General features: G+C 70.1%; 16 protein-coding genes and 1 pseudogene. 2 read left to right on the forward strand and 15 right to left on the reverse strand.

Translation table 11 applies throughout. From position 1 onward, the window contains the following. Positions 1 to 108 precede the first annotated feature (108 nt). The 4 genes and pseudogenes from AC6H42_RS28865 to AC6H42_RS28880 form a co-directional block, all read right to left on the reverse strand. Entirely contained in the window at positions 109 to 1,518 is a 1,410-nt protein-coding gene (locus tag AC6H42_RS28865) for a thioredoxin family protein (RefSeq protein WP_082551629.1), read from the reverse strand. Between the two features lie 5 nt (positions 1,519 to 1,523). Beyond that, positions 1,524 to 2,093 carry a GTP cyclohydrolase I FolE gene (folE, locus tag AC6H42_RS28870; protein ID WP_056392666.1) on the reverse strand — a complete coding sequence of 190 codons (570 nt, stop codon included), beginning with the start codon at positions 2,091 to 2,093 and terminating at the stop codon, positions 1,524 to 1,526. 66 nt (positions 2,094 to 2,159) lie between these two features. Continuing rightward, the gene (gene nudC / locus AC6H42_RS28875; protein WP_497549521.1) at positions 2,160 to 2,678 is read right to left on the reverse strand and encodes an NAD(+) diphosphatase; all 519 of its coding nucleotides are present in this window, start codon (positions 2,676 to 2,678) and stop codon (positions 2,160 to 2,162) included. Between the two features lie 31 nt (positions 2,679 to 2,709). Further along, positions 2,710 to 3,054 (reverse strand): annotated as a pseudogene (locus AC6H42_RS28880) (hypothetical protein); the annotation flags it as partial. A gap of 109 nt (positions 3,055 to 3,163) precedes the next feature. Here AC6H42_RS28880 and AC6H42_RS28885 point away from each other — a divergent pair. Further along, positions 3,164 to 5,836, forward strand: coding sequence for an O-linked N-acetylglucosamine transferase family protein (locus AC6H42_RS28885; protein WP_229418089.1), 2,673 nt, complete (start codon positions 3,164 to 3,166; stop codon positions 5,834 to 5,836). A gap of 3 nt (positions 5,837 to 5,839) precedes the next feature. Then, entirely contained in the window at positions 5,840 to 7,513 is a 1,674-nt protein-coding gene (locus AC6H42_RS28890; RefSeq protein ID WP_057154013.1) for a hypothetical protein, read from the forward strand. A gap of 70 nt (positions 7,514 to 7,583) precedes the next feature. On the opposite strand, the gene AC6H42_RS28895 is transcribed toward AC6H42_RS28890, so the two are convergent. From AC6H42_RS28895 to pseB, 11 genes are all read right to left on the reverse strand, one after another. Continuing rightward, complete coding sequence (locus AC6H42_RS28895) at positions 7,584 to 8,960, reverse strand: amidase (protein WP_497549522.1); 1,377 nt, start codon at positions 8,958 to 8,960, stop codon at positions 7,584 to 7,586. Continuing rightward, entirely contained in the window at positions 8,957 to 10,114 is a 1,158-nt protein-coding gene (locus tag AC6H42_RS28900; RefSeq protein WP_082551632.1) for an N-acetyl sugar amidotransferase, read from the reverse strand. The genes AC6H42_RS28895 and AC6H42_RS28900 overlap by 4 nt, the downstream gene beginning before the upstream one ends. Before the next feature lie 10 nt (positions 10,115 to 10,124). After that, the gene (locus AC6H42_RS28905; protein WP_057154015.1) at positions 10,125 to 11,069 is read right to left on the reverse strand and encodes a hypothetical protein; all 945 of its coding nucleotides are present in this window, start codon (positions 11,067 to 11,069) and stop codon (positions 10,125 to 10,127) included. After that, on the reverse strand, positions 11,063 to 11,599 hold the full coding sequence (locus AC6H42_RS28910) for a GNAT family N-acetyltransferase (RefSeq protein ID WP_057154016.1): 537 nt from the start codon (positions 11,597 to 11,599) through the stop codon (positions 11,063 to 11,065). The genes AC6H42_RS28905 and AC6H42_RS28910 overlap by 7 nt, the downstream gene beginning before the upstream one ends. A gap of 83 nt (positions 11,600 to 11,682) precedes the next feature. Next, complete coding sequence (locus tag AC6H42_RS28915) at positions 11,683 to 12,981, reverse strand: DegT/DnrJ/EryC1/StrS family aminotransferase (protein WP_057154017.1); 1,299 nt, start codon at positions 12,979 to 12,981, stop codon at positions 11,683 to 11,685. Positions 12,982 to 12,990: 9 nt separating this feature from the next. After that, the gene (locus AC6H42_RS28920) at positions 12,991 to 13,968 is read right to left on the reverse strand and encodes a Gfo/Idh/MocA family protein (protein ID WP_057154018.1); all 978 of its coding nucleotides are present in this window, start codon (positions 13,966 to 13,968) and stop codon (positions 12,991 to 12,993) included. After that, complete coding sequence (pseI, locus tag AC6H42_RS28925; protein ID WP_057154019.1) at positions 13,961 to 15,007, reverse strand: pseudaminic acid synthase; 1,047 nt, start codon at positions 15,005 to 15,007, stop codon at positions 13,961 to 13,963. The genes AC6H42_RS28920 and pseI overlap by 8 nt, the downstream gene beginning before the upstream one ends. Before the next feature lie 36 nt (positions 15,008 to 15,043). After that, complete coding sequence (gene pseG, locus AC6H42_RS28930; protein ID WP_497549523.1) at positions 15,044 to 16,612, reverse strand: UDP-2,4-diacetamido-2,4,6-trideoxy-beta-L-altropyranose hydrolase; 1,569 nt, start codon at positions 16,610 to 16,612, stop codon at positions 15,044 to 15,046. 26 nt (positions 16,613 to 16,638) lie between these two features. Beyond that, positions 16,639 to 17,331, reverse strand: a complete 693-nt coding sequence (gene pseF, locus AC6H42_RS28935; protein ID WP_057154023.1) for a pseudaminic acid cytidylyltransferase — start codon at positions 17,329 to 17,331, stop codon at positions 16,639 to 16,641. Next, on the reverse strand, positions 17,328 to 18,479 hold the full coding sequence (gene pseC, locus AC6H42_RS28940; protein WP_057154025.1) for a UDP-4-amino-4,6-dideoxy-N-acetyl-beta-L-altrosamine transaminase: 1,152 nt from the start codon (positions 18,477 to 18,479) through the stop codon (positions 17,328 to 17,330). Before pseC ends, pseF begins: the two co-directional genes overlap by 4 nt. Continuing rightward, the gene (gene pseB, locus AC6H42_RS28945) at positions 18,476 to 19,477 is read right to left on the reverse strand and encodes a UDP-N-acetylglucosamine 4,6-dehydratase (inverting) (RefSeq protein WP_057154309.1); all 1,002 of its coding nucleotides are present in this window, start codon (positions 19,475 to 19,477) and stop codon (positions 18,476 to 18,478) included. The genes pseC and pseB overlap by 4 nt, the downstream gene beginning before the upstream one ends. Positions 19,478 to 19,507 lie beyond the last annotated feature (30 nt).

Genomic DNA, 19,507 nt, shown 5'->3' on the forward strand with positions numbered 1-19,507 from the left:
TCATAGGGGAAAACCGTCCGCAAAGCGAACTGAGCCGCATTCTGCCCACTTCGGGGTCTGACCCCGAAGTGGGCAGAATGCGGCTCAGCTTGGCTGGGGATATGGGGGTTAGAGGTTGGCGGTGAGCAAGCGTTGCAGGGCGCCGGCCTGGGGGCCGGGGACGGTGAGCATGGCGAGCTTGCCGGCCAGCCGCTGCAGGTGGGTGCGGTTGCGCTGCTGGTAGGCGTCGCTGGCAGCGGAAATGTCACGCGCGATCTCTTGCGCGGCCGCTTCGATGCGCGGCTGGTCTTCCGGCGCCATGTCGATCACGCTCACCAGGTAGGTCGCGCCCCATTGCAGCCGGGTCGCGCTGCCCACCGCTGCGCGCCAGGCTTGCTCGTACCAGCCGAGCGTGGCGGGGATGTCGCCCCGGCGGCGCGCCGCCGCTGCCAGGCTGAGCATGAAGTAGTAGGGCGAGTGCGAGCCGGGCAGCTCGGCTTGCAGCAGGGCTTCGGCTTCGTCGGCGCGGCCGGCGTCGTTCAGGGCGCTGACTGCCGTGTTGACCAGCGTGTGGCGCGCGTACGGGTCGCGTACCTCGGCCAGGGCGGCGGCCACGCTGCTGCGCACCAGCTCGGCCGCGTCGGCGCTCGGGCCGCCCAGGCGCACCAGGCGCAGTTGCAGCCGCACCGCCGTCAGGCGGTCGCCGAGCGAGAGCCGGCTGTCGGCGGCGAACTCGCGCGCGGCCTGGTCCAGCGCCTGCACCAGCTCGGCCTGGCGCGCGCCCGACCATTTGATCAGGTTCACGCCGCTGTTGACCAGGATGTCCATGTTGGCGCGCGCCAGGCGCGTGTCGCCGAACACGCGCAGCAGGCGGTCGGCCGCGGCGGCAATGGCGGCGGCGGCCTGCGCGGCGCTGGCTGAGGCGTTGCCGGCCGGCGCGTCGCCGACGATGCGGCCGGCGGCGGCCACTTGCGCATGCAGGTGCAGCCGCGCTGCCGCGTCGGCACAGGCGCCGTCCGGCGGGCAGGCGGCGGCCAGCCTGGCCAGCACGGCCGGCAGCTCGGCGGCCGGCAGCAGCTGGCCTTCGTCGGTGTCCCAGGAGTACAGGCTCAGCAGCGACCATTCGGCGTCCGCCAGCGGGCGCGTGTTGCCCAGCGCGGCCTGCAGCGATTCGGCGGCGGTGTGGCCGGCGCCCAGCGCCAGGTCGAGCGCGCCGAGGAACAGTTCACCGTCCAGCTCGCACGGCAAACGGGTGATCTCGCGGCCGTCGGCGCCGTACAGCACCAGGGTCGGGTAGCTGCGCAGCTTGTATTGCGCGGCCAGCGCCTGCGCGCCGGCGGCGTCGCCGTCCAGCCAGAACGGCAGCAGGCCGCGCATGCGCTGCGCGAATTCCGGCTGGCTGAACACGTCAGCCTTGAGCCGGTTGCACGGCGGGCACCAGCCGGCGCCCCAGTACAGAAACAGCGGACGGCCGACCGAGGCCGCCAGTCCGAATGCGGCGCCCAGATCGCCGCTTTGCCATTCGATCGCGCTCGCCATGATGGTCAGGGCTCGCGGGCCAGGGCCAAAAATTCGGTGCGCAGCGCCAGGTTGGGCTGCAGCTCGCCCAGCATGGAGGAGGTGATGGTCTCCTCGCCCGGGGTGCGGATGCCGCGGCTTTCCATGCACAGGTGGCGGCAGCGCACCACCACGCCGACCGCCTTGGGCTCCAGCGCGTCCATCAGCGCGTTGGCGATCTGCTGCGTCATGCGTTCCTGCACCTGCAGGCGCTTGGCGAAGCAGTCCACCAGCCGGGTCAGCTTGGACAGGCCGACGATCTTGCCGTTGGGCACATAACCGATGGTGGCCTTGCCGAAGAACGGCGCCAGGTGGTGCTCGCAGTGGCTGTAGACCGGGATGCCGCGCACCACGATCAGCTCGTTGTACTGCTCGGCGCCGTCCTCGAACACCTTGAGCAGCTCGACCGGGTCCTGGGCGTAGCCCGAGGTCCAGTGCTTCCACGCCTTCGACACGCGGTGCGGGGTCTCGTGCAGGCCGGGACGGTCCGGGTCTTCGCCCAGGCTTTCCAGCAGGCGGCGCCAGTCGTTTTCCGAAAATGCTGCTTCTTTAGTCATGATGTAGCCATAAAAATTGCGATTGGCGTCAGTATATAGAAAATGCGGCGCGCGCATCGGCGGGCGCTAGCGCTGCGGCGGCCGGTGCGCGTTGACCAGCTCGGCGGCGATCGAGACGGTGTGGGCGAAATCGGGCCAGGCGTCGCCGGCGCCAAACCAGCGCGCCTCGGCGATCTCGGCCGGATCGGTGCGGATGTCGCCATCCAGGTAGTCGGCAGTGTAGGCGATCATCAGCGAATGCGGGAAAGGCCAGGACTGGCTGCCGAAGTAGCGCAGCTTGTGCACCCGCAGCCCGACCTCCTCGTGCACCTCGCGGTGCACCGCCTCCTCCACCGATTCGCCGGCCTCCACGAAACCGGCCAGCGCCGTGTAGCGGCCGCCCGGGGCGTTGGCGTGCTGCGCCAGCAGCACCGTGTCGCCGCGCCGTATCAGCACCATCATGGCCGGCGAGATGCGCGGGTAGGCGCTCATGCCGCAGGCCGGGCACTGGAAGCAGCGCTCGCCCGCCAGCTGCGCCATCGGCGTGGCGCAGGCGCCGCAGTAGCGGTGGGTGCGCGCCCAGGAAGCCGTCGGGCACGGCGCCAAACAGCGCGCGCAGGCCGATGAAGGCGTGGCCCGGCGGCAAGGGGAAGTCGGGGCCGGCATGCAGCGCCTGGTAATGGCGGCCGGCCCAGCTGCCCACGGCGTGCGGCCGGTCCAGCGCGGTCAGCGCGGCCAGCAGCGCCGGCTCGGGCAGGCTGAGATCGGCCTCGCGCAGCAACAGTTTGTCGCCCCGGCACACAAAGGTCCAGGCGCCGGCCGCGCGGTCCGGCACTTGCATGGGGAGGAAATCGGCGGGGGTGTGCAGCATGGCGTCCAGGGTCCGGGAATCAGGTCCCGACGATGATACACGCACCTTCCCGCCACGGTTTAACAACAGTGCGGAAACACCCGCTTCCTTATTGCTTTGGCGGCGTGCCATCTGCGGTATAGTGGGGCCAATATGGGCGCTGCGGCCCCGTTTTTTCGTTTAGAATAGTTGCCTCGAGAAAATTAATCCCACGATGATGAGTACACCGCAGGAGACCAGCTTGCCGGCACAACTCGCCCGGCTGGACGCGTTGCTGGCGCGGCAGGCGCTGGCGGAAGCCTATCAATTAGCGGAGCAGCTGGCGGTGGCGGGAGGATTGCCCATCGTGCAGCTGTTTACCACGGCGGCGGCGGAAACCGAAGCCGGCCGCGCGCCGCGCGCGGTGGCCCTGTTCCGCTGCTGGCTGGAGCACACCGAGTCGCCGGCCGCCTACGCGGTGCTGTACAACATGGCCGTGACGCTGTCCAACCAGGGCGACGACAGCGCCGCCGAAGACGCCTACCGCCGCGCCATCCTGCTCAATCCGCGCTTCATCGAAGCGCACATGAACCTGGGCACCCTGCTCGAGCGGCGCGGCCTGCAGGCCGAGGCCCTGCTCATGTGGAACGTGGTGACCACGCTGGCCAGTCCGGACGTGCCGGCCGACCGCGCCTTCCGGGTGCAGGCGCTGAACAACCTGGGCCGCGTGCTGGAGAACCGCAAGGACTTGCCGCTGGCCGAGCAGCTGCTGATGCAAAGCCTGGCGCTGGACCCGCGGCAGCCCAAGGTGCTGACCCATGTGATCCATTTGCGCCAGAAGCAGTGCAGCTGGCCGATTTACGCGCCGATCGCCGGCATCAGCCACGCCGAGATGGTGGAAGCGACCTCCGCGCTGGCCATGCTGAGCGCCTCGGACGATCCGGATGAGCAGCTGCAGGCGGCGCGCCGCTTCGTGGCCGACAAGGTGATGCCGCCGGCCGAACCGATGGCGCCGGCCGAGGGCTATCGCCACACCCGCATCCGCATCGGCTACCTGTCGTCCGACCTGTGCTCGCACGCGGTGGCCATCCTGACGGCCGAGCTGTACGAGCTGCACGACCGCCGCCAATTCGAGGTGTACGCCTTCTCGTGGACCAAGGAGGACAACTCGCCGCTGCGCGCGCGCGTGGTCAGGGCCATGGACCACTACATCCGCATCGACACCATGACGGACGAGGAGGCCGCGCAGTGCATCCGCGCGCACGAGATCGACCTGCTGATCGACCTGCACGGCCTGACGCTGGGCACCCGCCCCAACATCCTGTCGTACCGCCCGGCGCCGGTGCAGCTGACCTACCTGGGCTTCCCCGGCACCACCGCCCTGCCCTGCATCGACTACGTGATCGCCGACCGCTTCGTGCTGCCCGCGCAGCTGGCGCCGCACATGAGCGAGCAGCCGCTGTACCTGCCGGAGTGCTTCCAGATCAACGACCGCCAGCGCGCCATCGGCCCGCGCCCGCAGCGCGCCGAACTGGGCCTGCCGGACGACGCTTTCGTGTTCTGCTCGTTCAACAACAATTTCAAGATCACCGAGCCGGTGTTCGCGGCCTGGATGCGCATCCTGCAGCGCACCCCGGGCAGCGTGCTGTGGATGGTGTCGGACCACGAGGTGGTGCGCCAGAACCTGCGCGCCAGCGCCGAGCGGCTGGGCGTGGCGGCCAGCCGCCTGCACTTCGCCGAGCGGGCCACGCCGGCCGCCTACCTGGCCCGCTACGGCGTGGCCGACCTGTTCCTGGACACGCTGCCGTTCAACGCCGGCACCACCGCCAGCGACGCGCTGTGGGCCGGCCTGCCGCTGCTGACCTGCGCCGGCAACACCTTCTGCGCGCGCATGGCGGGCAGCCTGCTGCACGCAGTCGGCCTGCCCGAACTGATCACGCACTCGCTGCAGGAATACGAAGACCTGGCGGTGGCGCTGGCGGGCCAGCCCGAGCGCATCGCCGCCATGAAACAGCATCTGCAAACGCACCGCGACAGCTCGATCCTGTTCGACAGCCCGCGCTTTGTGCGCCAGATGGAAACCGCGCTGCGCTCGGTGGTCAAGACCCCCGCCCTGCCAGCCTCCACGCCCTCCGTTCCGAAAGAAAAGACCATGATACTGCCGGCCCAAACCCCGATCGAACATCCCGAACGCGTGATCAACTTCATGGTGCGCACCGTGTGGGGCCTGACCGATCCGGCCCGCTTCTACCAGCTGATGGAAGAGGCCAAGACGCTGTGCGTGCCCGGCACCTACCTGGGCGATAACATCTTCACCTGGGGCAAGAGCAATTCGCCGTTCTCGGACGAGAACTTCGTGCGCGCCTGGGAATCGAACACGCAGAACGACGCCGACCGCGCCATCGCCTGGCGGCGCTACATCCTGGCCTGCTCGGCCTACCACTGCGCGCAGGTCGAGGGCGACTTCGTCGAGTGCGGCGTGTACCGCGGCACCGGCATCAAGACCGTGATCGACTACTTCGGCAAGGACAACTTCGACAAGACTTTCTGGGGCTACGACACCTACGACTACAACCCGGTCGAGCACCACACCTTCGACGGCCAGGAGGAAGGCATGTTCGACGAGATCCAGGCGCGCTTCGCCGGCTACGACAACGTGCGCCTGGTCAAGGGCCTGCTGCCGCAGTCGCTGGAAGGCAATTCGCCGGACAAGATCGCCATGCTGCACATCGACCTGAACAGCGCCGAATTCGAAATCGCCGTGCTCGACGCGCTGTTCGACCGCGTCACCCCGGGCGGCATGGTGATCCTGGACGACTACGAGTGGTCGGGCCAGTACCGCCTGCAGAAGATCGCCGAGGATGCGTGGTTCGAAGCCCGCAAATACCGCGTGTTCCCGCTGCCGACCGGGCAGGGACTGGTCATCAAGCGCTGACCGATGGCGCACATCCTGCTCGTCATTTCGTCGTACGACGTGGCCGCCGCCCGGGTGCCGGACGGCGTGGGCGACGACTACCGCACCTGGTATTTCGACCCGACCCTGGCCGACGTGCTGGCCGGCAGCGAGCTGCGCCAGCCGGAGCTGGTGCTGCCGGACGCGCTGCCGGACTACGCGCTGCTCGACCCGCAGGCGCGCGCGCTGGCCGCCGCGCTGGAAGAGGAGCTGATGCGCGACATGGCCGAGATGCTGGGCGACGTGTCGCTGCGCGGCTGGCAGGCGCTGAACCTGTACTATTTCTTCATCAGCTACCTGTGGTACAGCCAGCTGTGGGACGCGCTGCGCGAGCGCTTCGCCGGCCACACGCTGCACCTGCCGGTAAACGACAACCCGGCCAATTTCTACTGGCCGTCTTTCCTGCCGGCGCTGCTGCTCATGGAACGGCTGCAAGGCTGGGGCATGGCGGCGCAGGCCAGCCATTACGGCGAGCGCGCCGACGAGTCGGACGTGGTGCCGGACCTGCTGGGCCGCGCCGGGCGCTACGACGTGCTGACCCATTTGCCGACCTGCTTCTACGACGCGCCCTATTTCGCGGCCGAGCTGAAGGCGGCCGGCAAGCGCAGCATCAACATCGAGCCGAAGTACTGGGGCGTGCCGATGCAGCCCGAGCTGCAGGTGAAGATGCTGCGGGTCGAGCACAACCACCTGGCCTCGCACGGGCTGGCGTCGGTGGCGCCGCACGGCGAGCGCCTGCTGCACGCGCTGCACCGCCTGCTGGCGCCCTACATCACCAGCCATGAGTACCGCGCGCGCCAGGCGCTGCAGCTGGCCAAGCTGTACCAGTCGCAGCTGATCACGCTGCAGCTGCTGGAACGTTATTTCAGCACCAGCCGCCCGGGCAAGATGCTGCTGTCGGACCACGACGCCGGCTTCCACGGCCCGCTGCTGTGCTTTGCGCAGCGCCACCAGGTGCCGGTGCTGCAGCTGGCGCACGCCAAGGTCAGCATCAGCAGCGCCTTCAATTCCGACCAGCTGACGGCGCTGACGCACCCGATGCAGGGCTTGCCGATGCTGCGCGCCGACGGCCGCCAGCTGCGGCGCCAGGCGCTGGCCTATCCGGAAACGTGCAGCGGCGACAGCGCCAGCCGGCCGCTGCGCCGCGTGGGCGTGATGCTGAGCGGGCTGTCGCTGAGCGGGGTGCTCAGCACCGGCCTGGCGGCCTACCTGGACGGGCTGGCGCGCATCGCGGCCTGGTGCCGCGAGCACGGCATCGAGCTGGCGATCCGCAACCGTCCGGGGCAAACCATGTTCGGGCTGATCGAGGAGCACGCCGGCATAGCGCGCGACACCCAGCTGGCCGGCGTGGCCTGCACGCTGCCGCAGTTCGTGCAGGGACTGGACCTGTGCCTGATGTACGACGCGCCCACCAGCGCCGCCATCGAGTGCCTGCGCAACCAGGTGCCGGTGCTCAACCCGCTGGCGGCGCCGCTGTGCCCGGCCGAGACGCTGTGGTCGGACCCGCAGCTGATGCCGCGCAGCGACGTGGCCGGCGCGCTGGCGCGGCTGGACCTGTACCGGCTCGACGAGGACGCCTTCAACCAGTTCCGGCGCCGCCAGTTCGCCGCTTACCTGGCAGCGGGCGCCGAGGCGCACGCGCTGCGCCACTTCCTGTAAGCGCCGCCCGGGCGCGCAGCCCCCCTGGCGCCCCGCGCGGCCGGGCTCCGGCCCGGCCTGTGCCGTCGCGCTAGCGCGCGAACGCCGGCAGCGGCGTGTTGGCGTGCAACACGCCCTGCGCCTGCAGGTGGCGCGCGAATGCCAGCAGCAGGTAGTCGTTGTAGCGGCGCGCGAAGGCTTGCGCGCCGAACGGCAGGCCCAGCGGGCCGGTAAACAGCGGCAGGTTGATGCTGGGCACGCCGCACAGGCTCCAGATCAGGCTGTTGTCCGGGCGGTCCACCGAATCGAGGCCCTTGAGCGCTTCGCCGCCGGTCGACAGGTCGATCACGATGTCGTATTGCGCCGCCAGCAGCGCGTCCAGTTCCCTGGCCAGCGCGGTCTGCTGCTGCTGCGCGCCCTGGTACTGCTCCACGCTGAGCTGGTTGCCGCGCGTGACGATGTCGTACATGACCGGGCTCACCAGCGTGTGCGCCTCGAACTCTTCCTTGAAGTAGTAGGCCAGCGCCTTGTCGTAGATGGTGGCGTGGATGTCGTGCGCGCGGTTGAAGCTGTCGGGCAGCACCAGGTGCTCGACGTGCACATTGGCCACGTCGGCCAGGCGCACGGCGAAGTCCTGCAGCGCCTGCCGCGCATAGGGCTCGGCGTCGTTCCAGCGCGGGCCCTGCAGCACTGCCACCCGCCACGGCCGCTCGCCGATGGTCTGGCGCGCCGGGTCGTTCAGGATCTTGTGCGCGATCGGGAAATCGATGCCGTGCACGCGGATGGTGTCGAACATCATCTGCGCGTCGTCCACGTTGCGGGCGAACACGCCCACCGTGTCCAGCGTGTCGGTGGTCTTCAGCATGGCCGTGCGCGGCACCAGGCCGAACGACGGCTTGAAGCCGATCACGCCGCAATAGCTGGCCGGGCGGATGATGGAGCCGGCGGTCTGCGTGCCCAGCGCCACCGGCGCCATGTGCGCCGCCACCGCCGCCGCCGAGCCGCTCGACGAGGTGCCGGGGATGTGGCCGAGGTGGTGCGGGTTGCAGGTCGGGCCGGGGGCGTGCACGGCGAATTCCGCCGTCACGGTCTTGCCCAGCATGATGGCGCCGGCCATGCGCAGGTAGTGCACCACGCGCGCGTCGTTGCCGGGGGTGAAGTCCTTGAACAGCGGGCTGCCCATCTGGGTCGGCATGTCGGCCGTGTTGAAGATGTCCTTGACGGCCACCGGCAGGCCGCACAGCGGGCCGCCGCTGCCGGCCGCCAGGCGCTGGTCGGCCTGGTCGGCCTGGCGCAGCGCCAGTTCCGGGTCCAGGTAGGTCCAGGCGTGGATGTCGGCTTCGCGCGCGGCGATGCTGTCCAGGCAGGCCTGGGTCACTTCGCGCGCGCTCACTTCGCGCGCCTTCAGCAGCGGCAGCAGCTGGCTGGCGGTGTACTCGGCCAGCTGGGCCGGGGTGCGCGCGCTCATGCCTTCACCTGCGCGGCGCGGTAGGCTTGCACGGCGTCGCTGAAGGCGGCGTCGGTCAGGCCGCCGCCGGCCGTCACCTGGGCCCGGTGCTGGCGCATGACGGTGTTGAACTCGTCCTCGCTGAAGCCGGTGATCTCGAGGTACCAGTCGAGCGCCGGCGGGCGTTCGGTGTCGGCCTGCTTGGCCAGCTCGAACGCTTCCTCGCGCGTCAGCAGGCCGGCGCGCACGTCCTGGCTGGCGTGGTCGGTGCCGCGCCCGAAGCCGCGCTTGAGGAACTTGGTGTAGTCATGCACGCCGGCCATGCGGCACTCGACGCTCTTGTAGTTCTTGTAGGTGCCCTCGACCTTGTCCTCGCGCCAGCCGTACACGTCGCGCACAAACTCCATCTGGCGCTCGTCGTCCCAGAACACGAAGTCGCCCAGGTGGATGCCGACCGCGCCCAGCTTTTCGATGTCCTCCACCGACGGCAGCTTGAAGCAGGCCATCTCGCGCAGGCTGATCTCGTCGTTGACCATCTCTTCCGGGTAGCGCTTGGCCGACACCTTGGTGAAGTAGTCGCGGTCGAACTTGCGCACCGGGTTGCGGTGGGTGGCGCGGCCGGACGATTCGGCAATCGATTCGCCCCAGATCAGCAGCGGGATGCCGTAGCGCACCGCGGTCTGCATCGGGAAGGCGCCCACCCCGGAGTGGCAATGCCAGCAGGCGTCGCCGATCTTGAACAGCGACTGCCTGGCCAGGCGGCTCACCAGCGAGCGGCTGGGCGAGAACATGATGTGGTCGACATCGAACTTCTCGAGGCAATTTTGCAGGTTGTACTTGCCGGTCTCGGTAAACCAGGTGTGGCTGAAGGTGACCGCCAGCGCGCGCATGCCGTACACCTTGGTCAGCACGTGCAGCTGGAAGGTGGAGTCCTTGCCGCCCGAGATAGGGATGATGCAATCGTACTCGTTGTTCAGGCTCTTGTAGTAGTCGAGGATCTTGCGCAGCTCCTTCTCGCGCTCGACCCAGTTGATGCGGATCTTCTGCTCGGAGGACTGGCAGGCCTGGCAGATGCCCATCTCGTCGAACTGCATGCCTTCGTTGGTCTCCGGCATGCAGCAGCGGGCGCAGTACTTCAGGTCGGGGAACAGCGGCTGGCCGTAAGTATTAATCATGATAAGACACCTATGTGGATAAAGCGCGCGGAGGGGCCGCGTGCGGCAACAAAGCGGATAAATGGAGGATGGCGGGATGCGGCAGCACGCAGGGCGGCGCCCACGGCGGCACGCTGCTGACCACGCGGCGCCCGGCGGCCAGCGCCACCACCATGGCGTAGGTCTGGCAGCCGGCCACGGTGTCGGCCCAGGCCAGCGCCTCGGCCAGCGAGGCCGAGCTGTCCAGCGTGGCGCCCAGCGCGGCGTGGCGCAGCAGCCAGGCGTCGTACTTGCCGGGCGGGTCGGACGGATGCGGGCGCAGGCGCAGCGCGGCGCCCTGCAGGCCCAGCAGCGCCAGGTGTTCGGCGAAGAAGTCCAGCGCCAGCAGCTCGCCCGGCTGCGGCAGCGCGCCCCAGCTGTCGCGCAGCGGCTCCAGCACGTACAGCACGCGCGCCGGGGCGCCCGCGCCGGCAACGGGCGGCGCGCCGATCCGGTCGGCCTGCTGCTGCAGGTAGAGATTGGGCAGCTCGGCCACCGGCACGCCGGGGAAGCTGGCCTCGGCCAGCGCGCGCGCGTGGGCGTCGCTGACCCACAGCGCGTCCGGCAGCACCGGCTCGGCGCCGCGTGCGAAGCGCTGCGGATAATTGGTCCAGTGGTCCAGCACGGCCACCGAGGGCAGGCCGCGCGCGCGCGCGGCGCGGCGCGCTTCGTGTTCCAGGCTGCTGGCCCAGCCGGTGCCGCTCAGCACGGCGCACGCGCCGTCCAGCGCCTGCGCCAGTTCCAGCACCGGGCCGCGCCCGCCCCACAGCGCCAGCGCCGGGCCGGCCAGGCAGGGCCGCACCCGGTGCGCCGGTCCCAGCAGGCCGGCGTCGTACCAGGCCAGCAGGTGGTTGGCGGCGCCGGCGTCGTGCGCGACCAGCGCCAGCGGCGCGCACAGCGGCGCCGGCGGACAAGCGGATGGCAGGGGGGTCAGCATGCGGCCTGAAAACTGGCGAAATACAACACGTCCTGCGGCTGGCCGTCGACCAGTTCCTGGGCGGCGCGCACGCCGTCGGCCTGCATGCCGCAGGCTTGCATGATGCGCACCATGGCGCTGTTGCAGCGCAGTGTGCCGCCGGTGACCTTGCGCGTGCCGCGCGCCAGCAGGTAGGCCAGCATGGTGGCCCAGGCGTCGCGGCCCCAGCCGCGTCCCCCGCCGCCGCGTCCTATCATCAGGCCGATGTCGGCCGTGCCGTGCACCGCCGAGCGGTAGACCGACATGGTGCCCACCAGGCGGCCCTGGTGGCGGATGGCGAGGAACAGGTTGCCGCTGCCGGCAAAGCTGGCCACGTAGGCGCGGCAACTGTCGGCGCTGTGCCGGCGGAAGCGCTGGTTGCTGAACTTCATCAGCTCGTGGTCGTTCAGCCAGTCCACATAGTCCGGCGTGATGCTGTCGGCGGTAAACGGCTCCAGCGTGACGTGTTGCCCTTGCAGCAGCAAGCCACGTTCCTCTTCCTGCTCTTGCATAGTGTGTCCGATCGGGCCAGCGCCCTCATGCTTTCGCCTAGGTTAACCAATTCCCCCAGTCAGCGCAAGCATGGCCCCTTAGTTCAGGTGGGCAATTCATCCTTGTGGCGCAACACCTTGCGGATGGCGGCGGCGAAGTCGTCGATGTCGGCCTCCTCCAGCGGTTCGCGCACCAGCATGGTCAGCAGCATCTGCTCTTCGTGCAGACGCTCGACCACCGGGCACAAGCCCTTGCCGTAGTCGTACTTGACGCCGGGGTTCATGGTCCACGGGAAGCCCTTGCTGCCGATGGCGATCTGCTGCTGGTAGACCGGCGCCAGGTACAGCGGGCGCACATAGGCCGGCGACAGGCCGATCTGCTCGGGGTGGCCGGGCGCCGGCAGTTCGGCGTTGACGGCGCGCACGAACAGCGCGCGCGGAATGCCGGTCACGGCCGCGTCGTACTTGATCGGGTAGACGTAGTAGGCATGTTCGGCGCCCTCGGCCAGGCGCGCGGTCTGCAGGCCGGGGATGCCGGCCAGCTGCTGCTCCAGGCGCAGCGCCAGCTTGCGCCGCCGCACCAGGTAGGCGTCCAGCCGGTCCAGCTGCACGATGCCGATGGCGGCCTGCAGCTCGGTCAGCCGGTAGTTGCTGCCTATCATATTGGTCAAGTCCTGCACGCCGTGCGCCTCGACCAGGTTTTCCGCATGGTTGCGGATCAGCTGGCAGCGCAGCGCCACCTGGTCGTCGTTGGTGACCAGCATGCCGCCTTCGCCGGTATGGATGTGCTTGTGATAATTCAGGCTGAAGCCGCCGATATCGCCGATCGCGCCCACCGGGCGGCCCTTGTACAGCACGCCCGGCGACTGCGCGCCGTCCTCGATCACCTTCAGGCCGTGCTGGCGCGCCAGCGCCATGATGGGGTCCATGTCGCAAGCCTGGCCGAAGATGTGCACCAGCATGATGGCGCGGGTGCGCGGCGTGATGCGCGCGGCGATGGTCTCGGCGGTCAGGTTGTAGGTGTCCGGGTCGACGTCGGCGAACACCGGGATGCCGCCGTAGAACAGGATGGCGGTGGCGCTGGCCGACATGGTGTAGGGCGAGACGATCACCTCGTCGCCCGGGCCGATGCCCATGGCGCCGACCGCCGTCATCAGGCCGGTGGTCCAGGAGTTGACCGAGATGGCGTGGCGGAAGCCGTAGCGCTCGGCCCACTTGCGTTCGAATTCCTTGACCTTGGGGCCGCCCAGCCACTGGTCGCCGGGGCTGCCGAAGAAGGACGACAGCTGGTCGCTGTCCATCACCTCGTTGACGGCTTGCTTTTCCTCGGCGCCCATGGTGCGGCGCAGGGTGAAGGGCGCGGTGCGCAGCGGCGCGCCGCCGGCGATGGCGAGGTTTTTCATGCTAGTCCTTTAAGTGCGGGTACATTCATCGATGATAGTCTGCACGTGCTGCAGCGTGGCCAGCGCGTCGGCGCCGCCGCACAGCACGTGCGGGCGGCCGCCCAGCGCGGCGGCCAGCTGCTCGGCCACGTGGTACTGGTACTGCTGCATGCCGCTGGCCAGCACTTCGGGTTCCGGCGCCAGCGCGCGGTAGCCGGCCAGCGCGCCGGCCACGGCCGGCTGCCACTGCACCAGGCGGCCGCCCTGCTCGTAGCGCAGGCGGCCGTTGCCGGCCACCAGCTCTATGGTGTAGTGCGAGAAGTCTTCCTCGCGCGCGGCCAGCAGCAGCACGCTGCCGCGCGCGAACTGCAGCTGCACGTCCGGCTCGGCGTCGTCCTCGCCCCAGCGGCGGCCCGGCTGCAGCAGGCGGTGGCCGTTCAGCGGCCCCAGCCAGTACTCCAGCAGGTTGACGAAGTGCGAGCCGTTGTGGCGCAAGCCTTTCGAGTACCAGCACACGCCCTTGACCGGGCCGGCCATGGCGCCGCCGTGCAGGCGGCGCGCCACTTCGATCACGGCGCTGTCGGAGCGGCGCATATAGTTTACGTACAGGGCGCTGCCGCGCGCTTCGCACAGCGCGGCCATGGCGCGCGCCTCGTCCAGGCCGGGCGCCAGCGGCTTTTCGCACAGCACCGCGCGCGGCGCGCGTTCGGCCAGCACGGCGCGCAGCACGCTGCCGTGGGCCGCGGTGGGCACGGCGACCACCAGCACGTCCACCGCCACCCCGGCCGCCAGCGCGTCGGCCACGCTGGCGTAGGCCGGGGCGCGGTAGTGCGCTTCAAAGGCGGCGCGGCCGGCGGCGTCGCCGTCCACGCCGGCCGCCAGCACGAAGTCCGGATGGCGGGCGAAGGCGCGCGCGTGCGAATAGACGCTGCTGTCGTCCAGCTGCAGGTCGTAGCCGAGGCCGATCTGGCCCAGCCCCACCAGCAGCACACGCCAGGGATCAGCCACCGAGCAGGTCCCAGTTCATGGGCGTGCCGGCCGCCACGTCGCGGTTGACCTTGCGGCCCAGCAGCAAATCGTAATACTTGGGCGGCAGGCCCAGGCCGGGACGCACGCAGCGCAGGTTGTCCTGCGTCAGCACGGTGCCGGCCGCGATGTCCTGCGCGATGTAGATGGAGCGGCGGAACACCAGCGATTTCTTCTCCGCCTCGGTGGGGCCGTAGGTGACCTGGCCCAGCGATTCCCAGGCGCGCCCGGTTTCCACCACCAGCGCGGCCAGCTCTTCCGGCTCCATCGAGAAGGTCGAGTCGACGCCGCCGTCGGCGCGGCGCAGCGTGAAGTGCTTTTCAATCACGGTGGCGCCGTGCGCCACCGCCGCCACCGAGGCGCCCAGGCCCATGGTGTGGTCGGACAGGCCGACCTGGCAGCCGAACAGGTTGCGCATGTGCGGAATGGTCAGCACATTGGTGTTGGCCGGGGTGGCCGGATAGGTGCTGGTGCACTTGAGCAGGATCAGGTCCTGGCAGCCGGCCGCGCGCGCGGTGCGCACCGCCTCGTCCAGCTCGGCGATGCTGGCCATGCCGGTCGACATGATCAGCGGCTTGCCGGTGGCGGCCACCTTGCGGATCAGCGGCAGGTGGATGTTCTCGAAGGACGCGATCTTGTAGCACGGCACGTCCAGGCTTTCCAGGAAGTCCACGGCGGTCTCGTCGAACGGGGTGCTGAAGCAGATCATGCCCAGTTCCTGCGCGCGCTGCATGATGGGCGCATGCCATTCCCACGGCGTGTAGGCCTGCTGGTACAGCGCGTGCAGGTTGCGGCCCTGCCACAGGCTGTTCTCGTCGCGGATGGTGAACTCGCCGCTGGTGAGCGCCAGGGTCATGGTGTCGGCGGTGTAGGTCTGCAGCTTGAGCGCGTGGGCGCCGGCCTTGCCGGCCGCGTCGACGATGGCCAGGGCGCGGTCGAGCGACTGGTTATGGTTGCCCGACATCTCGGCGATGATGAAGGGAGCGGCGCCGGGGCCGATGGTACGGTTCTGGATTTGCATGGTGGATGCCTTGGTTACGTCTCGGTTACGGCTCGGTCAGGGCTTGATGCGCAGCCGGTAAATGTCGAATTCCAGGCTGAAGCCCGCAGTGGCGAATGCTTCGGCCGAGGCCAGGTTTTGCGGCCGCACCAGGGCCTCGATGGTGTCCACGCCGGCCCAGTGACGCGCCACCCAGGCGCTGCCCTGCTCCAGCAGGGCCGGGCCGATGCCCTTGCCCAGGAATGCCGGCGTCAGATAGACCGAGATGGTGGCCTGGTTCTGCTTGCGATCATACCGCAATACGCCGGCCACTTCAGCGCCGATTTCAGCCAGCAGCAGCTGGCGCTCGGGGTCGGCCAGCACGCCGGCGTACCACTGGCGGTGCGCCGCCAGCGGCAGCGCGGCGCTGTCGCCGGAATGGCGGCGCACGGTGTCGTCGTTGCGCCAGGCCCAGACCGCGTCGCAGTCGGCGGCGGCGGCCGGGCGCAGGCGCAGGCCGGCCGCCAGCGGCAGTGCGGCCAGGCGGCGCGCCACGCGCGCGGCGCCCTGGCCGTCCACCAGGGCCAGGCTGGCCGCCGCCAGGTGCTGCAGCAGCCATGGCGAGGCGCAGGCCAGGCGCAGCGCGGCCAGCAGGCGCGCGCCGCTGTCCGGCCCGGGCCCGCCCACATACAGCGCGGCGCCGGCGCGGCCCATGGCTTCGCAGCCGGGACGCTGGTTGCCGGCCACCGCCAGCACGATGGCCGGCAGGCCCACGCTGCAGCGCTCCCACATGGCCCCGCCGCCGGCGCCGATGGCCAGGTCGGCGCCGGCCATCAGCTCGGCCATATTGGACACCTGGCGGTGCAGGCGCACGCCGGGCAGCGCGGCGCAGCGGGCCGCCAGCGCTTCGTGCGCGGCGTAGGCCGCGCCCACCACCACGTCGGCCGCCAGCGGCTGGCCGGCCGCGTGCAGTTCGGCCAGCGCGTCGAGCACGCGGCCGGTTTCATCGTGCAAGTCGGCGCCGCCGATGAACACCAGCAGGCGTTGCAGCCGGCCGCTGCGCGGCGCCAGCGCGGCGCGCGCCTGCGCGAATTCGTCGCGCAGCAAGGCGTAGCGCGGGCCGCACAGCAGCTGGCAGTGCGGCGGCACCAGGCCGGCGTAGCGCGCGGCGCCGGCGTCAGCCAGGTTCTGGTCCAGCAGCAGGTCGCAGTCGTGGGGGCGGTCGGCCAGGTCGTCGATCACCATCAGGCGCTGCACCGCCGGGCGCACGGCGCGCTGCCAGGCGGCGTCGATGCCGTAATGGTCGACGATCAGCCAGTCGGGGCGCGCATCGCCCCCCTCGGCCATGGCGGCCAGCGTGTCGGCCGCGTCCTGCTGCCAGCCGGCGCCCAGCCAGGCGGCGTGCGCGGGCGCTGGCGGCTCGGCCTGGGCGGGGGCGGGGGCGGGATTGGCGGCGGCGGGCGCGGGCAGCAGCCCGACCGCGAAGCCGCGCGCGGCGATGGCGCCGGCCATGTGGCCGGGATGCGCGCGGCAGATGAAACGCACTTGCGCGCCGCCGGCCCGCAGGCGTTCGGCCAGCGTCAGGCAGCGCACCACGTGGCCGGTGCCGATGGCCGGCGCGGCGTCGCAGCGGATGACGACCTTCATGACGGGGGCACAGGCCGGCGCGGCGCTCAGTCTTCCGCCGCCGCGAAGGCGTGGAAGGACAATTCGGCGCGGCGCCAGTCGTCCGGGGTGTCGATGTCGACCGCGCGCCACTCGGGGATCACCAGGCCCTTGCCGTTCTCGTGCGGCGACTGGCCGCGCAGCCAGGCTTCGGCCGTGCCCCAGTAGAACTGGCCGGCGTCGTAATAGCCCGGCTCCAGGTCCTGGGTGCGGGTGCGCACGTATTCGGGCTGGAACGGCGCCATCTTGCCGTCCGCGCCGCGCCGCAAGGCGCGCTGCACGGCGGCCGGGAACGGCGCCACGGTGAAGGCGTAATCGGCGTCGCCGGCGTCCAGCAGCGCGTGCGCGGCGCGCAGGTCGGCCACGCGCAGCAGCGGCACGCCGGGATAGATGCAGCACACCTGGGCCGCCTGCCAGCCCAGCGCGGCGCAAGCCTGGATCGCGTGGGCGATCACCGGCACCGTGCCGGCGTGGTCGTCTGACAGCTCGGCCGGCCGCATGAAGGGCACCTCGGCGCCGTGCTGGCGCGCGATGCCGGCAATCTCGTCGTCGTCGGTGGTCACCAGCACGCGGTCGAACAGGCCGCAGGCGCGCGCGGCCTCGATCGCGTAGGCGATCATGGGCTTGCCGGCGAAGGGCTTGATGTTCTTGCGCGGAATGCGCTTGCTGCCGCCGCGCGCGGGGATGATCGCCAGCCTCATGCGAGCACCCGGCGCAGCGCCGCCACCACCTGGTCCTGCTCGGCGTCGCTGAGGCTGTAGTACATCGGCAGGCTGATGGCGCCGGCGTAGTAGCGCTCGGCGGCCGGGAACTGGCCCGGCTGGAAGCCGCGCGCCTGGTAGTAGGGCTGGTTCGGCACCGGGATGTAGTGCACGTTGACGCCGATGCCCGCCGCGCGCAGGCCGTCGAACACGGCGCGCCGGCTGCGGCCGGCGGCGGCCTCGTCGATCCACACCGGATACAGGTGGAAGGCCGAGCGGCCGTCCGGGCTTTGCCGCGGGCATTGCAGCGGCAGGCCGGCCAGCAGCGCGTCGTAGCGCGCGGCCAGCGCGCGGCGGCGCGCCACGAAGCTGTCCAGGCGGCCCAGCTGCGACAGGCCGAGCGCGGCCTGGATGTCGGTGATGCGGTAGTTGTAGCCCAGCGTGTGCTGCTCGTAGTACCAGGCGCCGTGCTGTTCGGACAGGGCCGCGTCGCGCACCATGCCGTGCGAGCGCAGCTGCTGCAGGCGCTGCGCCAGCGCCGCGTCGCGCGCCATCACCATGCCGCCCTCGCCGGTGGTCAGGATCTTCACCGGGTGGAAGCTGAACACGGCCAGGTCGCTGTACTGGCAGCTGCCGACCTTGCCGTCCAGGTAGTCCGCGCCCACCGCGTGGGAGGCGTCTTCCACCACCTTGAAGCCGTATTCGCGCGCCAGGCGGGCAATCGCCGCCATGTCGCAGGACTGGCCGGCGAAATGCACCGGAATCACCACCTTGGGCAGGCGCCCGGCCGCGCGCGCGGCCACCAGCTTGCGCTCGAGCGCCTGCGGGCACATATTGTAGGTGGCCGGGTCGATGTCGACGAAGTCCGCCTCGGCGCCGCAGTACAGCGCGCAATTGGCCGAGGCCAGGAATGTGTTGGGCGAAGTCCACACCAGGTCGCCCGGGCCGACGTCCAGCGCCAGGCAGGCGATGTGCAGCGCGGCGGTGGCGTTGGCCACGGCCACGCCGTGCGCCGCGCCGCAGTAGCGCGCCAGCGCGTTCTCGAAGGCGGTGATGGACGGGCCCTGCGTGATCCAGTCCGAACGCAGCACCGCCGCTACCGCCGCGATGTCGTCCTCGGTGATCGACTGGCGGCCGTAGGGAATCATGCCGGGCTGCCCTGGGCGATCAGCGCCTGGATCTGCGCCACGGTCAGGAAGTCGGGGTTGGTGCCGGAGCTGTACTCGAAGCCGTCGGCCACCAGGGTGCCGGTTTCGCCGCGCTTGTTGTGCGCGTAGTCGACGCCTTCGGAGAAGGTGATCGAGGGCTTGATCACGTAGTGGTCGGCGAACTCCAGGGTCAGGTGGGCGTCGTCCAGCGGGCACATCACTTCGTGCAGCTTCTCGCCGGGGCGGATGCCGATCACCTTGCGCGGCAGCTGCGGCGCCATGGCCAGCGCCAGGTCGGTGATGGTGGCCGAGGGGATCTTCGGCACGAAGATCTCGCCGCCGTGCATGCGCTCGAAATTGTTGATGACGAAGTCGACGCCGTTCTGCAGCGTGATCCAGAAGCGCGTCATGCGCTCGTCGGTGATCGGCAGTTCGGTCACGCCCTCGTCCAGCAGCTTGCGGAAGAACGGCACCACGGAACCGCGCGAACCGATCACATTGCCATAACGCACCACGGCGAAACGGGTCGGACGGCTGCCCACCATGTTGTTGGCGGCCACGAACAGCTTGTCCGACGCCAGCTTGGTGGCGCCGTACAGGTTGATCGGATTGGCCGCCTTGTCGGTCGACAGCGCGATGACGCGCTCGACGCCGGCCGCCAGCGCCGCGTGGATCACGTTCTCGGCGCCGTAGATGTTGGTCTTGATGCACTCCATCGGGTTGTACTCGGCCACCGGCACGTGCTTCAGCGCGGCCGCGTGGATCACGTAGTCGACCCCGTCCATGGCCTGCAGCAGGCGCGCCTGGTCGCGCACGTCGCCGATGAAGTAGCGCATCTGCGGGGCGTTGTAGGTCTGCGCCATTTCGTATTGCTTGAGCTCGTCGCGCGAATAGATGATGACCTTTTTCGGCTGGTAGCGCGCCAGGATGGTCTTCACAAATTGCTTGCCAAAGGAGCCGGTACCGCCGGTGATCAGGATCGTCTTATTGTTCAGCATGGTCATCCATTCAAAAGGCCTGCGCGCGGC

Source organism: Massilia sp. NBRC 108631, assembly GCF_059704565.1.

What these genes read in the sequence shown, in the direction of transcription:
- AC6H42_RS28890 (WP_057154013.1), top strand. Translation starts at nt 5,840, where the DNA reads ATGGCGCACATCCTGCTCGTCATTTCGTCGTACGACGTGGCCGCCGCC.
- AC6H42_RS28910 (WP_057154016.1), bottom strand. Translation starts at nt 11,599, where the DNA reads ATGCAAGAGCAGGAAGAGGAACGTGGCTTGCTGCTGCAAGGGCAACAC.
- pseI (WP_057154019.1), bottom strand. Translation starts at nt 15,007, where the DNA reads ATGCAAATCCAGAACCGTACCATCGGCCCCGGCGCCGCTCCCTTCATC.
- pseB (WP_057154309.1), bottom strand. Translation starts at nt 19,477, where the DNA reads ATGCTGAACAATAAGACGATCCTGATCACCGGCGGTACCGGCTCCTTT.
- AC6H42_RS28915 (WP_057154017.1), bottom strand. Translation starts at nt 12,981, where the DNA reads ATGAAAAACCTCGCCATCGCCGGCGGCGCGCCGCTGCGCACCGCGCCC.
- AC6H42_RS28900 (WP_082551632.1), bottom strand. Translation starts at nt 10,114, where the DNA reads ATGATTAATACTTACGGCCAGCCGCTGTTCCCCGACCTGAAGTACTGC.
- pseG (WP_497549523.1), bottom strand. Translation starts at nt 16,612, where the DNA reads ATGAAGGTCGTCATCCGCTGCGACGCCGCGCCGGCCATCGGCACCGGC.
- AC6H42_RS28905 (WP_057154015.1), bottom strand. Translation starts at nt 11,069, where the DNA reads ATGCTGACCCCCCTGCCATCCGCTTGTCCGCCGGCGCCGCTGTGCGCG.
- pseF (WP_057154023.1), bottom strand. Translation starts at nt 17,331, where the DNA reads ATGAGGCTGGCGATCATCCCCGCGCGCGGCGGCAGCAAGCGCATTCCG.
- AC6H42_RS28895 (WP_497549522.1), bottom strand. Translation starts at nt 8,960, where the DNA reads ATGAGCGCGCGCACCCCGGCCCAGCTGGCCGAGTACACCGCCAGCCAG.
- folE (WP_056392666.1), bottom strand. Translation starts at nt 2,093, where the DNA reads ATGACTAAAGAAGCAGCATTTTCGGAAAACGACTGGCGCCGCCTGCTG.
- pseC (WP_057154025.1), bottom strand. Translation starts at nt 18,479, where the DNA reads ATGATTCCCTACGGCCGCCAGTCGATCACCGAGGACGACATCGCGGCG.
- AC6H42_RS28865 (WP_082551629.1), bottom strand. Translation starts at nt 1,518, where the DNA reads ATGGCGAGCGCGATCGAATGGCAAAGCGGCGATCTGGGCGCCGCATTC.